This is a genomic window from Bradyrhizobium sp. LMG 9283, from assembly GCF_045571415.1.
Classification (GTDB): Bacteria; Pseudomonadota; Alphaproteobacteria; order Rhizobiales; family Xanthobacteraceae; genus Bradyrhizobium.
Genome location: NZ_CP120691.1, coordinates 6,695,514 through 6,709,020 on the forward strand (window position 1 = coordinate 6,695,514; position 13,507 = coordinate 6,709,020).

Annotated in this window: 11 protein-coding genes and 1 pseudogene; 5 read left to right on the top strand and 7 right to left on the bottom strand. The window is 62.4% G+C overall.

The window, feature by feature from the left end; genetic code table 11:
• Positions 1–98: 98 nt before the first annotated feature.
• The 6 genes from P6U29_RS31455 to P6U29_RS31480 form a co-directional block, all read right to left on the bottom strand.
• Positions 99–1,193, bottom strand: coding sequence for an ABC transporter ATP-binding protein (locus P6U29_RS31455; RefSeq protein ID WP_407114224.1), 1,095 nt, complete (start codon positions 1,191–1,193; stop codon positions 99–101).
• Between the two features lie 11 nt (positions 1,194–1,204).
• The gene (locus tag P6U29_RS31460) at positions 1,205–2,269 is read right to left on the bottom strand and encodes an extracellular solute-binding protein (protein ID WP_407114225.1); all 1,065 of its coding nucleotides are present in this window, start codon (positions 2,267–2,269) and stop codon (positions 1,205–1,207) included.
• Positions 2,270–2,298: 29 nt separating this feature from the next.
• Entirely contained in the window at positions 2,299–3,102 is an 804-nt protein-coding gene (locus P6U29_RS31465) for an ABC transporter permease (protein WP_407114226.1), read from the bottom strand.
• On the bottom strand, positions 3,102–4,034 hold the full coding sequence (locus P6U29_RS31470) for an ABC transporter permease (RefSeq protein WP_407114227.1): 933 nt from the start codon (positions 4,032–4,034) through the stop codon (positions 3,102–3,104). Before P6U29_RS31470 ends, P6U29_RS31465 begins: the two co-directional genes overlap by 1 nt.
• Positions 4,035–4,250: 216 nt before the next feature.
• Positions 4,251–5,453 carry a pyridoxal phosphate-dependent aminotransferase gene (locus P6U29_RS31475; RefSeq protein ID WP_407114228.1) on the bottom strand — a complete coding sequence of 401 codons (1,203 nt, stop codon included), beginning with the start codon at positions 5,451–5,453 and terminating at the stop codon, positions 4,251–4,253.
• The gene (locus P6U29_RS31480) at positions 5,446–6,249 is read right to left on the bottom strand and encodes an SDR family oxidoreductase (RefSeq protein ID WP_407114229.1); all 804 of its coding nucleotides are present in this window, start codon (positions 6,247–6,249) and stop codon (positions 5,446–5,448) included. The genes P6U29_RS31475 and P6U29_RS31480 overlap by 8 nt, the downstream gene beginning before the upstream one ends.
• Before the next feature lie 240 nt (positions 6,250–6,489).
• Between P6U29_RS31480 and P6U29_RS31485 the strand changes: the two genes are divergently transcribed.
• From P6U29_RS31485 to P6U29_RS31505, 5 genes and pseudogenes are all read left to right on the top strand, one after another.
• Positions 6,490–7,182 (top strand): SDR family NAD(P)-dependent oxidoreductase, encoded by a 693-nt coding sequence (locus tag P6U29_RS31485; protein WP_407114230.1) that lies wholly within the window; start codon positions 6,490–6,492, stop codon positions 7,180–7,182.
• Between the two features lie 471 nt (positions 7,183–7,653).
• Complete coding sequence (locus P6U29_RS31490; protein WP_407114231.1) at positions 7,654–7,947, top strand: integrase arm-type DNA-binding domain-containing protein; 294 nt, start codon at positions 7,654–7,656, stop codon at positions 7,945–7,947.
• A gap of 169 nt (positions 7,948–8,116) precedes the next feature.
• Positions 8,117–9,650 (top strand): annotated as a pseudogene (istA, locus tag P6U29_RS31495) (IS21 family transposase).
• Between the two features lie 11 nt (positions 9,651–9,661).
• Positions 9,662–10,405, top strand: a complete 744-nt coding sequence (istB, locus tag P6U29_RS31500) for an IS21-like element helper ATPase IstB (RefSeq protein ID WP_407114232.1) — start codon at positions 9,662–9,664, stop codon at positions 10,403–10,405.
• Between the two features lie 1,564 nt (positions 10,406–11,969).
• Positions 11,970–12,395, top strand: a complete 426-nt coding sequence (locus tag P6U29_RS31505) for a hypothetical protein (protein WP_407114233.1) — start codon at positions 11,970–11,972, stop codon at positions 12,393–12,395.
• A 174-nt stretch (positions 12,396–12,569) separates the two neighbouring features.
• Here the strand turns inward: P6U29_RS31505 and mntR are convergent, their stop codons facing one another.
• Complete coding sequence (gene mntR / locus P6U29_RS31510) at positions 12,570–13,157, bottom strand: manganese-binding transcriptional regulator MntR (protein WP_407114234.1); 588 nt, start codon at positions 13,155–13,157, stop codon at positions 12,570–12,572.
• Positions 13,158–13,507 lie beyond the last annotated feature (350 nt).

Sequence of the window (13,507 nt, forward strand, 5' to 3'; positions counted from 1 at the left end):
TAGATCTAGCCAAGCGGCGCAATCCGATCCAAGACGATGTTCGTCTGCGGGTATAAGGGATGTCGATTACCGGCAAGACGTCGCGCTCGCCTCCGGCTTCAGTGACGCGCAATGACATGATTGCTGGGTGACTCCCACCGCGCCACGACCTCCTCGCCCACCGCGTATCGGAGTCCGGCCTGCTGCGACTGGTTCTGCTCGAATACGATGATCTGACCGCCACTCGGCGTCTTGAGATAGTAGTGACTCACGAACCCGCGATAGATGGCCTGGTCGACGCGCGCCGTCACGCTGTTGGCGCGTTGCGCCGCCGGGCTCTGGCCAACGCGCTCGACCAAGATCGCCTCGGGCCTGATCGAAACCATCACGTCGCTGACCGACGACGGGATCTGATCAACCTGAAGACTGAGTTCGGGCGAGACACGAACGACCGCCCCGCTCCCGTTGCGCTGCTCGACCGGCCCATGAAACAGATTTGACGCGCCGATGAACTGCGCGACGAATTTCGAGGCGGGGCGCTGGTAGATCTCAGTTGCCGAGCCGACCTGCTCAAGCTTGCCATCGCGCATCACCACGATCTTATCGGCCATCGTCAGGGCCTCGTCCTGATCGTGAGTTACCATGATGGTGGTCAGCCCGAGCCTGCGCTGAAGGGCGCGCAGCTCGACCTGCATGCTCTCGCGAAGCCCCTTGTCGAGCGCCCCGAGCGGCTCGTCGAGCAGCAGCATCGCCGGCTCGATCACCAGGGCGCGCCCCAGCGCGACGCGCTGTTGCTGGCCGCCGGAGAGCTGGGCCGGATAGCGCTTTCCGAAGCTGGAGAGCTGGACGAGATTGAGTGCTTCGTTCACCTTCCTGGCGGCATCGGCCTTGCCGATTCCGCGCATCTCCAGGCCGAACGCGATGTTCTCTTCGACGGTCAGATGAGGGAACAGCGCGTAGTTCTGGAACAGCATCCCGACATTGCGGCGATGCACGGGAACGTCGGTCATCCGCCTATCGTTGACGAAGACGTCGCCGGATGTCGGCCGGATCAGCCCCGCGATCATGCGCAGGCAGGTCGTCTTTCCGCATCCGCTCGGACCGAGTAAGGCCACCATGTAGCCCGGCTCGATCGTGAGCGAGACGTCGTCGACCGCAATGGTGCGGTTATATTCCTTACGGAGGCGGTCAAGCCTGACTTCGGAAGACCTCATGGCAGCCTGTCCTAGCTCGTGAACACCTGATTATAGCGCTCCAGCCACGGACCGCGGCGCGGAACGATAAACTTCCAGTCCGGCGTGAACAGTCCGAGATCGGTCGCCTTGGTGTCGGGATAGGCCAGGAACTTGGCCGTCTCCGGCTTGAAGTCGATGCCGCCCACCGACGGCGCGCTGAGCGTCTGCTCGGACAGCATCTTGGCGACCGAGGGCTCCAGAATGCGGTTGATCAGGGCACAGGCGAGCTCCGGCTCGGGCGCATTCTTGACCAGCGTCATGCTGTTGATGCCGGTGAACGCGCCTTCCTTGGGGAAGGTCATGTCGATCGGCATGCCCTTCGCCGTGTGCGGATAGATCGCCTTCGAATATTCGATGCCGCCGATCATCGCCTGGCCCTGGGCCACCTGAAGCACCTGCGCTTCGCTATCGTAGATCGTCAACACGTTCGGCTTTAGGGTCGCGAGCTTGTCCCAGCCGCTATCGACCAGGTATTGCGCCTCCTTCAGCGGCTTGCCGGTCACGAGCGCCGTCGCCACGATGAGCATGAGCACGCTCTGGGTGTTCTTGGGCGTATTGAGCAGGATCTGCTTGCGATATTTCGCATCAAAGATCTGCTCATAGCTCGCGAGCGGCTTCGTCACCTGTGGATTTATGAACATGGCCGCGCTGGAGATCGAGAAGCCGACGCCATAGCCGTCCTCGAAGAGATAGCGCGGATAGACCTTCGCGAGGTTCGGAATCTTGGCCGCATCGAGCTTGTCGATCAGCTCCTCCTGCTTGGCCTGAGGGATGCCTACGTCGTCCATCATCATCATGCTGAAGCGCGGCGTATCGCGAGTCGCTCGGAGAGCAGCGATATTCGAAAGTGTTGCGCCTTCGATCGTGAAGACGCGGCACTTGAATTCGGCCTCGAACTTGGGAATGACCTCCTTCTGGATCAGCTTGCCCAGCGCGGAGTTGTAGACGCCGACATGCAGTTGCTTGGCGTCCTGCGCCCACGACCGGCTGATGATCGTCGGGAAAGCAACCGCGGATGCACCGGCCTTAATGAGAGTCCTACGTGTCAGCTTCATGGGTCCAATCTCCATCTAACCAATGCACATCAGGCGGCCAGCGCGCGGCGAAGGCCGACCAGTTTCTCGAGCAGCAGCACGCCGACCATCGCCATCAGGATGATGATCGTCGACATCGCCGGCACGGAAGGATCAAAGACGTTGACCAGCTGCCGCATCAGGACGAGCGGCACGGGCGAATATTCGGAATTCGCCAGCCACATCGTGACCGGGTAGTTGTCGAACGACACCATGAAAGCGAACAGGCCGCCGGCGGCGACGCCGGAGGCGATCTGCGGCAATGTTACGCGCCAGAAGGTCCGCAGACGGTTGGCACCGAGGGTGCGCGCGGCGTCCTCCAGGTTCTCATCCACGAGCTGGAGGCTGGTGACGACCGTGCGGATCACATAAGGCGAGGTCACGACCACATGGCCGATCAGGAGGTTGAGCCGCGCATCCTGGGAGCCGAGCTTGGTCAGGACTTGAAGCAGCGCGAGGCCGGTGACCAGCGCCGGGAAAATCAGCGGCGACAGCAGGAATCCCTTGATCGCCGCCAGACCGAAGAGATGGCCGCGCACCAGCGCAAAGGCCGCGGGCACGCCGAGCAAGAGTGAGCCCGCGGTCGTGCCGAGCGCGAGCAGAATGCTCAGTCTCATCGCTTCGAGGAAGTCGCGGTCCTGGAGAACCTTGGCGTACCATTTTAACGTGAAGCCCTGCGGGGGGAACGTCACGAAATAGGAATCGGAAACCGACGCCGCCATGACCAGGAGCAGCGGCGCCAAGATGAACAGCATCATGGCTGCGGTGATGGTGTAGAGGATAAAGGCGCCGAAGCCGGAAAGCCGCTCGTCCATCACTCGGCCCTCCTGAGACGCTGGCCTTCCAGAAGCCACATCGAGACGCCGTTCACCGCAAGGACGAGGCCAACGAGAACGACGGCGATCGCAGCCCCGAACGGCCAGTCGTAGACGACGAAGATCTGCTGCTCGATCAGGTTGCCGAGCATGACAGCCGAGGCGCCGCCCAGGATCGCCGGAATGACGAAGGAGCCGGCGGTGAGCGAAAAGACCAGGGTAAAGCCGGCCACGAAACCGGGCATGCTCAGCGGCAGCGTCACACGGAGGAACACCTTCCACCACGGCGCGCCGAGCATGCGGGCTGCATCTTCGAGGTTTGGATCGATCTTGCCGAGGGCTGAGGCCAGCGGCAGCACCATCATCGGGAAGAACACGTGCAGCGATCCGATGACGACGGCGGCCTCAGTGTAGAGGACCGATATCGGGGCGTCCACGATGTGCAGCGTCATCAGGATCCAGTTCAGCATGCCCTTCGGACCGTTCTGAAGTACCAATTGCCAGCCGTATCCGCGCACGACGACGCTGACGATCAGGGGAGCGATGACGATCAGGGTGATGATGCGCGTGATCATCGGGCGGCTCTTGACCATCACCAGCGCGACCGGATAGGCGAGCACTGTCGCAAGCACCGAGGTGATGATGCTGATCCGCAGCGTCGTCCAGAGCACGCGCGCGTAGAGGTCGACGTTGACCAGACGGGCGTAGTGCGCCAGCGTGAATGGACGGCCGATGATGCCGCGGCTGTCCTGGGTCTGGATGCTCGAGAGCAGCAGCCCCAGCGCCGGATAGAAGAAGAAGTACGTGAGGAACGCCAGCATCGGGATGGCGAGAAGCCCGACCGGCAGAGCCAGACGCCACCGCGATGCCCGCCGGGTTGCCGGTGGAGCTTGAACACCTAAGACTGCCACCGCATCGTCGCTGGTGGTCATCGCTGGCCGTCCTCGACTGCGCGATACCAAGGCATACCCCTCTGCTGCACAAAGCTTATGCGTCGGCATCCTACAGGACCAAGAACATCTTCGTTTAGGGGCATCAGGATGGATTATGACAATTGGTTCGGCATACTGCTCCGATCTTGACCGACGAATGCCGCCTGCTGCATCTTTCGCACTGCACCAGGGGCGAGCCGCCATCGCGATGCGCGGTCAACGCAGGCCTTCGCAGAAGCTGGCGATGCGTCGGCAGCCTTCCTTCAGCGATTCGGTATCGGTCGCGTAGGAAATGCGGAAGTACGGGCTCATGCCGTAGGCGCCCCCGGGCACGGCTGCGACATGCTGCTCTTCCAGCAGAGCCGAGATGAAATCGGAATCGGTATCCAGCCGCCGCCCGCCTTTCGTGGTCTTGCCGATGCAACCGGCGATGTTCGGAAACACGTAGAAGGCCCCTTGGGGCTTGTGGCAGGTGATGCCCGGAATCCGATTGAGGAGCTTGACCACCAGATCGCGCCGGTCGCGATAGATGTCGGCGCGCTCCTTCAGGTAGTCCTGCGGTCCGTCCAGGACGGCGACGGCTGCGGCCTGGCTCACAGTGCAGATTCCGCCGGTCGCCTGACCATGGACATTGTTCATCGCCGCAATCAGGTCCTTGGGACCGCCGCAATAGCCGACCCGCCAGCCGGTCATGGCGTAGGCCTTGGACGCGCCGTTCACGGTCACGACGCGATCCTTCAGCCTTGGCTCAACCTCCGCGATGGTGCAGAACTCGAAGCCATCGTAGGTGAGATGTTCGTAGATGTCGTCGGTGAGAATCCAGACATCGGGGTGCTTCAGCATGACGTCGGCGATCGCGCGCATCTCCTCGCGTGTACAGGCAGCGCCGGTCGGATTGTTGGGAAAATTCAGGATCAACCACTTCGCTTTGGGCGTGATCGCCGCCTCCAGGTCTGCGGGGCGGAGCTTGAACTGGTTGTTCTCCGGGCAAGGCACCGCGACGGGTGTCGCCTCCGCAAGGAGAACGATATCGGCATAGGTGATCCAGCCTGGCGCCGGAATGACGACCTCGTCGCCGGGATTGCAGGTCGCGAACAGCGCGTTGAAGATGATCTGCTTGCCGCCATTGGCGATCAGGATCTCGTCGAGGGCGTAGTCGAGATTGTTCTCGCGCTTGAACTTGCGCTGGACCGCGGTCCGTAGCGCGACAGTCCCCGGCTGCGCCGGATACTTGGTATCGCCGGCGAGGGCGGCCCGATGTGCGGCCTCGATCGCATGCGGCGGCGTCGGAAAATCGGGCTCGCCGGACGACAGGCCCACGATCTTGACACCGGCGTCGCGGAGCTCGCGCGCCTTGTCCGTCATCGCCGCCGAGGCCGACACCTTCACGGTCTTGAGCCGGTTTGCGAGTTCAGGCATTGTCAACTCCACTTCTCGTGTCTTTCAAACGCGCGGCCTCGGATCGGCTGGCAAATCGCAGTTCACCGACGACCTGGAACGTGGGTACTACCTCGATCGTCGCGACGTTCATCCGCGTCGGCGATCCGACCGCGAACGCAATGGCATCGGCGATGTCTTCGGATTGAAGTGTCTCGAATGCCCCGACGAAGCGGGCATCCGGATTGTCGGTAGCGTTCTGGTTCTGAAAGACGCTCGTCGCGACACGCCCGGGCGAGACTTCGGTGACGCGAACGCAGGTGCCGTAGAGATCGACGCGCAATTGCTGCGACAGCGAATGAACGCCGGCCTTCGTCGCGTGATAGGCCACGGATGAGTTGAATGTCGTGGCGTTCTCGCCGAAGGCATAATGGCCGGCGATTGACGAGACATTGACCACGTGGCCGCGGTTGCGCCGCGCCATACTGGGTGCGATCAGCCGCGTCAGGTGCAGGACCGCCCGTAGATTGACGTCGACCAGCGTGTCGACATCGTCCGGCGCGGTATCCAGGATGGCGCCGCGCCGCGACTGGCCGGCATTGTTGACGAGAACATCGAATTCGGCCGAGCTTGCAAGGCGCTTCAAGGCGCCGAGATCGTTCGCATCGACCGCGCATGCGTGACATCCGGTCTCAGCTGACAGGCTGGTCAACCGGCGGACATCGCGCGCCAGTGCATGAACCTCGAGCCCCTCGGCGCGGAGGCGACGAACCGTCGCAGCCCCGATACCGGAGGACGCGCCCGTCACCAACGCCGTTCGATAGTCCGAAAATCCCATCCGCAAGGCTCGCTTAGAGTCAGCCAGAGCGGCGGAAAGTTACGTGCGGGGATTGACGCACGCATACAGCGGATTTGTTCTGCCCTCATAAGGACATCCAATATCCCCGGCCGGAAGTCGTCGGGCGCGCGAGCCATAAGCACACCCGATGCAGGCAGAGTGAATTTCTCTTACTCGTCCTCGCGCGTATCCCCTTAAATTTAGCGGTGCTCTTCGCTTACCCATAGGAGACGGACTAGGATGTTGGAAGTCGGCAATCGGATCGTCATGGTCTCCGGGGCTTCGCGCGGCATCGGGCGCGCCGTCGTCGACCGGCTGCTGACGTCGGGCTTCCGCGTGTCGGCAGGGCTTCGGGACCCGAGCCGTCTCGCCGAGAGCGAGAGGCTTATGACGTACCGCTATGACGCCGAAGACGCCAAGAGCCCGATCTCCTGGGTCAATGCAACGGTCGCGCGGTGGGGCGGCGTCGATGCCCTCGTCAACGCTGCCGGCATCAATCCGAAGGTTCGTGTCTCCGACGAGGGCGAGAACGAGCTGGATGAAATGTGGCGCGTGAACGTCAAGGGTCCCCTGCGCCTCGTCAGAGCCACCCTTCCCCATCTGGCCGTCTGCGGTCATGGCCGTGTCGTCAATCTGGGATCTCTAGCTGGCAAGCGCGTGGGAAGCAACGTTGGCTACGCGATGACCAAGTTCGCCGTGGTTGCACTCACCCACGGCATTCGCCGGGAAGGACGCGCGGCCGGCATCCGGGCGACGGTGATCTGCCCGGGTTACGTTGCCACCGACATGACGCTGAACGACGACGAGATCCCACGCCACGAGATGAGCCAGCCGGGCGACATCGCACGCCTGGTGGAAACTGCGCTCATGATGCCGAACAATGCGTCGGTCTCCGAGATGCTCGTGCACTGCCAGTTCGAGCCGATGCTATAGGACCCGGCCGGAACCGATATCTTACGACAGAGGCCGGCCCAAACGGCAACCCAACTGCCGCGCCGCGGATGCGGCCCCACTTCCGGGGCCTGCCCAGATTGGCCGACGCAGGATTTTTCTTGATCTCCCGGTGCACACGTCGTGCACACCCCGCCAGTTAATCGAGAACTTGAATTTTCGGTCCAGCCCATCATTGGACAAGCCGCCGCGCCCGTGGCTTGCCATTCGCCGACAGCCAGTCAGGCCTCACTACACAACGAACAGCCGAGGTGTCGCGCGACGCCCCTCTTTATCGGGCGCTGTTGGCGATTGGTTCAAAAAAGACCGTTTGAAAAATCCACTGCTCAAACGGTTTTGCCGACCAATGCCTTGAAATGGTGGGCGCACCAGGGCTCGAACCTGGGACCCGCTGATTAAGAGTTCAGTACTATCCCTTCGCCACAGTTTCTAGATGCACGCCGCGCTACGAGAGTGTTCGAGAAGCCCTTTGCCATCGGCGACGCCAGCGAGATGTCGACCCGAGCTGCGCGCGCGACTGCCAAGGAGTACCTGGCCCAGATTAGCCGGGGCCGGCATCCGAAGGATGAGAGGCAAACAAAACGGATGAGTCCCGCTCCGGCGATGCCAATTGGTGCGGCGGTCGCGAACATCACTCTCAGGCAGGCCTGGGATCGATATCTTGATGCACATCTGATCCGGAAGAACCGCAGCGAAAAAACCATCGAGGGCTACCGCGATCACGTCGAACGAGTCTTTGCGGAGTGACTCGACACCAGCCTCCATGAGCTCGCAACCGATCCGGCTCGGGTGGCTATGATGTCGCCCACCGTTCCGGGATGATGTCGCCCGGGTGACGAGGCCTCTTCTGGCTCCCTTACGGTCCCCCTTTCGGCTTTGCGAAGGGGGACCCTGGATGCCAACGGAGAGGCTTGCGATGCGCCGTGTGCGCGATGTGATCAGGATGAAGGCGGCTGGGCTGCCGAGCCGCGAGATTGCGCGGCGGATGGGCGCGGCGCCCTCGACAGTGCGGCTGACCATCCGGCGGTTCGAGGCCGCAGGCCTGAGCTGGCCGTTGCCCGACGAACTCACGGATGCGGCCCTGGAGGCCCGCCTGTTCGCCAAGACCGGCAACGGTAACCGGCAGGGTCATCGCCGCATCGCCGAGCCCGACTGGGCGGCGGTGCACCGCGAGCTCAAGCGCAAGCACGTGACGCTGTCGATCCTGTGGGAGGAATACGTCGGCGCCGAGCCCGGCGGATACCGGTACTCGTGCTTCTGCGAGCTTTACCGCGCCTGGGAGGGACGCCCTGTCGGTGACGATGCGCCAGGCGCACACGGCCGGCGACAAGCTGTTCGTCGACTACGCGGGCGACGGCGTGCCGGTGGTGGTCGACCGCCTCACCGGCGAGCGGAGGACGGCGCAGATCTTCGTCGCCGTGCTCGGCGCCTCGAGCTTCACCTACGCGCAGGCGACGTGGACGCAGGGGCTCGCCGACTGGATCAGCGCCCATGTTGGCGCCTTCGCGGCGATCGGCGGCGTCCCGGCGCTCTTGGTGCCTGACAACACCAAAGTCGCAGTCATCAAGGCGAGCCTCTACGACCCGCAGATCAATCGCACCTATGCGGAGATGGCCGCGCATTACGGCACGGCCGTCTTGCCGGCGCGACCGCGCAAGCCGCGCGACAAGGCCAAGGTCGAGCAGGCCGTCCTCATCATCGAGCGCTGGCTGCTCGGCCGCCTGCGTCACCGCGTCTTCTACAGCCTCGCCGAGGTCAACGCAGCGATCGGCGAGTTGCTCACCAGGCTCAACGAGGAGCGGCCGATCCGGCGGCTCGGCGTGACGCGCCGCCGGCTGCTCGAGGAGGTCGACCGGCCGGCGCTCAAGCCGTTGCTGGCGAGCCCCTACGTGCTCGCCGAGTGGCGGATCCGGCGCGTCAGCCTCGACTACCACGTCGAGGTGGAGAAGCATTATTACAGCGTTCCGCATCGCTTCGCGCGTGCCGAGGTCGAGGTGCGGTTCACCGCCCGCACCGTCGAGATCTTCCACAAGGGCGAGCGGATTGCCGCGCATCAGCGCATGAGTGGCAATCACAAGCAAACCACCGTACCGGAGCACATGGCCTCCAGCCATCGCCGCTACGCCGGCTGGACCATCGTGCGCATCCGTCAGGACGCCGCCGCGATCGGGCCGGCGACCAGCGCATTGTGCGACCTCATTCTCGACGAGCGCTCGCACCCCGAACAAGGCTTCCGCGCCTGCCTCGGCATCCTCAGACTCGCCGCCTCCTATGGGCGCGAACGGCTGGACGCGGCGGCTGCGCGGGCGATCGACATCGGCGCGCGCACCTATGGCTCGGTCAAGTCGATCCTCGCCAACAATCTCGATCGGCGTCCTGCTCACCAGCGCTCCGCGGACGATGCGCCGATCCTGCATGCCAACATCCGCGGACCGCGCTACTACAATTAGGAGACCATCCCTTGCTCACCCATCCGACCCTCGACCGCCTCAACGCCCTCGGCCTCCACGGCATGGCCAAGGCCTTCGCCGACATCGAAGCCGCCGGCGAGGCTGGCAGCCTCGGTCACGCCGAATGGCTTGCTCTGCTGCTCGAACGTGAAGCCTCGCTGCGGCACGACAAACGGCTCGCCACTCGCCTGCGCTACGCCAAGCTGCGCCAGCAGGCGTGCGTCGAGGACATTGACTACCGCACCCCGCGCGGCCTCGACCGCCCACTGTTTGCCAAGCTTGTCGAGGGACGCTGGATCGACGACCATGCCAACCTGCTGATCTGCGGCCCGGCCGGCGTCGGCAAGAGCTGGCTCGCCTCGGCGCTCGGCCACAAGGCCTGCCGTGATAATCGCTCCGTGCTCTATCAACGTGTTCCGCGGCTGTTCGATGACCTCGCTCTCGCGCGCGGCGACGGCCGCCATCCACGCCTATTGCGCGGCCTCGGCCGTGTCGATCTGCTGATCCTCAATGATTGGGGGCTCGAGCCGCTCGATGCCGGCGCCCGTCATGACCTCCTGGAGATCCTGGAGGATCGCTACGGCCGCCGCTCGACCCTCGTCACCAGCCAGCTCCCCATGGACCAGTGGCATCTGCTCATTGGAGATCCCACCTATGCCGACGCCGTGCTCGATCGCCTCGTCCACAATGCCCATCGGCTCGACCTCACCGGCGAGAGCCTGCGCCGAACTCGGCAATCCGCCCGAAAGACCTGAGCCCGTAACGCTGTGGACATGCCGCTTCGCTTGGACAACGCCAGGCGTTGCCCACATGCCCACAGCAACCGCAACAGAAGCAGAAGAAGTTCAAGCCGCGATTCCAGGTTGACCACGCGGCTCGCCAAATGCCAGAGAAGCTACCGCCAGAATGCCTCGTCACCGGGCGAGATCAAATCGGAAAGGTGGGCGACATCGTCTCGGAATCTCCGAGCGACTTCATATCGGTACACCCGGGCGACTTCGTCGGAATCCGCATTTCTAGCGCACGGCAGAACCTACCCCACTGCTGCCTCGTATAGATACGCAGTCGAGAAAGGCGCTGACCATCCCTGCGCGGTGGAGACCTTGGCCGCATTACGCGCACCAGGTTTCACCATGCCTCCCTTCAGTCGGCCAGTGCCGAAGCGATACGAATGGGATGCACCGGAAAATACCGAGCACACTGCAGAGCTACGCGCTGACATCGAAGTAATCAGCCGCCTCTGGAGAAACCGGCAGTCCGTCAAGCGAGAACAGCCGTGGCCTACGGAGTACCCGCCGATACCTAGGGCGCTCTGGAAGCGTCTTTTCCGGCTTCGCAATCGATACCACTCACTGAGCGATACGCTCGAATTCGAAGGGCTCCAGCGTTATGCCGAGCCTCCCACGAGAACATGCCCCAACACCGAAACTCTTCTGACTTAGACGTCTTAATCCAATAGCTGGCGTCTGCACCGATTCTTCCCCATCCTACGGCGGGTACTGATAGACTCCCCGATGTCGGCTTCATCATCTCGAACAGCGCAGGCGCGGAGGTCGCCGCGTCAACTGCCATATGGCAACGAAGCGTCGTGGCGGCCCCTCGTGTGACCGTCGAAGCGCACCGTCGCGGGCGTTGCAGTCCAATCTAGGGTACTACGCACGCGAACATCGCTCGGATGTTTTGGGCATTGGTTGGTGCAACCTCATAAGAGGACGCGTTGCTTTTGATCTTCGAAACCGCTTTCGTTTGCAAAGACTGAAAAGCTGCAAGAGCCACGGGTGAAAGCCTAGTGGCGTCTTGGCACCCCCGATCGTACTTCTTCAATGAACATGTCAGCTTTAACGTTTCTGAGCCATCGACGAAAACGAAGGAATAGCCCTCTCCCAAGTCGTTCTTCTCGGTAAAATCAGACACGTCGAAGTCCGGGCCTTCGTCCGTCACAGTAAGTAGAATATTTGGACCTTTTGTCCCCGTGAAAGTAACCAAAGCCCCGCGGAAAGTCGATTTGCCTAACTGCGGTAAGCCAAGCCGCCAAGATTATTATGGGGCAAATTGATGAGCCAAGCAACCGTTATGGTAGTACCTCGTTTGGATATCTAGCAGACGTTGATTGCCCTATAGCTCCTGTCGAGACATCGGGGCACGACTGCCAAGTCTCGGAAGTACCAAGGGCTTTTCCTGAGACCGCAAAAGCGGAAGTCCGCATCGTCATCCACTCCCCACAATCCTGTTGAAGATACTTGCTACTTGTGTAGCAAGCGGCACGCCCCTGAACGGCCGATGTATCCCTACGCTTCCCTTTGGGACCAGGAGCGACCGATGACTGAGCAGGAGCAAGATGATCCGCACTGGCTCACACCAGAACTCCGCGAGGTAGCGATAGGTGTCGCCAACGCAATCAGCGTCATGCTCAGCTTAAGGCACACCATCCCCCTCCAGTACGTGATGACCTTCCTTCAAATCGCACAGGAGGAAGCCCGCCTTGATTCTAGTTTCGTTGCGCCATCCTGGCAATGCGTATGCAGCATCTGCTACGGTTTCGTTTCCATGTCTGACGATGAACTTCGAAGAATATTGGCCGCCCGGGGCCTTCGACCAACAAGGCAGCGGGTCATCCTGATCAGCTTCCTGCTGCAAGACGGCGGACGACCGGCCACCGTCAGGGCTGTCATCACGCGTGCACAAGATAATGGTCGCAGGATCTCGCGGGCGACCGTACACAACGGGTTGCGCGACTTCGAGTAGTCCGGCTTGATGGAAAGCTGCTCGGTTTATGGTTTTCGCGAGACTCACTTTGCCCTCAACCTGCCGATGCTGGGCAATCGGTAAGGTTGAGCCTGAGGCGCAGGCAGATGCCCGCCATGATGGGATCGCGTGTCGAAGCTTAGAGTTCCAAGCCACGCGGATCTCAACGGCTCGTCAACTGGCCTTCTTCACTCCGGACGTCTTAATGAAATCCGAGAATGCCTTGAGCGTCGCTTCGGAAACATGATGCTCGATCCCTTCAGCGTCCGCTTCCGCAGTTTCCCGGGGTATGCCTAGCGCGAGCAGCATCTCCAGCACCACGCGGTGGCGCGCGCGCACGCGCCTGGCGAGCGCTTCACCCTTCTCGGTCAGGAAGATACCGCGATAAGGCCGGGCAATTGCCAAGCCCTCCCGCTTGAGCCGCGTGATCGTGTTGATTGCCGTCGGATGAGACACGCCGAGCCGGCGCGCGATATCAGTGGCGCGAGCTTCGCCGGACGATTCGAGCAGGTCGGCAATCAGCTCGACGTAGTCCTCGAGGATTGCAGTCGAGCGCGCCGACCGGGCCTTGCCAAAACGCCTTGCCTGCGCCTGCTCGGTGGGGAGGGCGTGAAGCGATGTCACAACGTCCACAGTCTTCCGGCGCATCTGAAAACCCAGAATTTCACCATCTGACCATGGGCTCTCCATGGCGACATTGCAAGCACACACGGCATCCCTCCTGTCACCCACTTGCAACAGCGTCGCAATTGCAACAGCCATCCCTTGACTCTGTAGCCTCGGCCTCGCAATTGTAGCTTGTGCTACATTTTAATGTATGAACTAAGCGCATCCGTCTCCTCGGTTGCGCATCGGGGGTTGAAGATGGACATGCGCGTAACCCGTTCGGCTCTTCTGGGCACGACATCGATCGTCATGATTGGTCTCGGTGGCTTTGCATATGCCCAGCCAGCCGCTCCCGGGGTGCCTGCGGCTTCGCCAACCGAGCACGCCGCGCCGAGCCCTTCAGCGACCCCGGCCCCATCCGACGCTGCCACGCCTCCCGCCTCGCAGCCATCGAACCCAACAGCGTCACCCGCATCATCCGCTGCGCCGGCCGAGGTCGATATTCC

Coding starts and splice junctions, on each gene's coding strand:
- P6U29_RS31460 (WP_407114225.1), bottom strand. CDS start 2,269: ATGAAGCTGACACGTAGGACTCTCATTAAGGCCGGTGCATCCGCGGTT.
- P6U29_RS31480 (WP_407114229.1), bottom strand. CDS start 6,249: ATGGGATTTTCGGACTATCGAACGGCGTTGGTGACGGGCGCGTCCTCC.
- P6U29_RS31505 (WP_407114233.1), top strand. CDS start 11,970: ATGACTGAGCAGGAGCAAGATGATCCGCACTGGCTCACACCAGAACTC.
- P6U29_RS31455 (WP_407114224.1), bottom strand. CDS start 1,193: ATGAGGTCTTCCGAAGTCAGGCTTGACCGCCTCCGTAAGGAATATAAC.
- P6U29_RS31475 (WP_407114228.1), bottom strand. CDS start 5,453: ATGCCTGAACTCGCAAACCGGCTCAAGACCGTGAAGGTGTCGGCCTCG.
- mntR (WP_407114234.1), bottom strand. CDS start 13,157: ATGGCTGTTGCAATTGCGACGCTGTTGCAAGTGGGTGACAGGAGGGAT.
- P6U29_RS31470 (WP_407114227.1), bottom strand. CDS start 4,034: ATGACCACCAGCGACGATGCGGTGGCAGTCTTAGGTGTTCAAGCTCCA.
- P6U29_RS31485 (WP_407114230.1), top strand. CDS start 6,490: ATGTTGGAAGTCGGCAATCGGATCGTCATGGTCTCCGGGGCTTCGCGC.
- P6U29_RS31465 (WP_407114226.1), bottom strand. CDS start 3,102: ATGGACGAGCGGCTTTCCGGCTTCGGCGCCTTTATCCTCTACACCATC.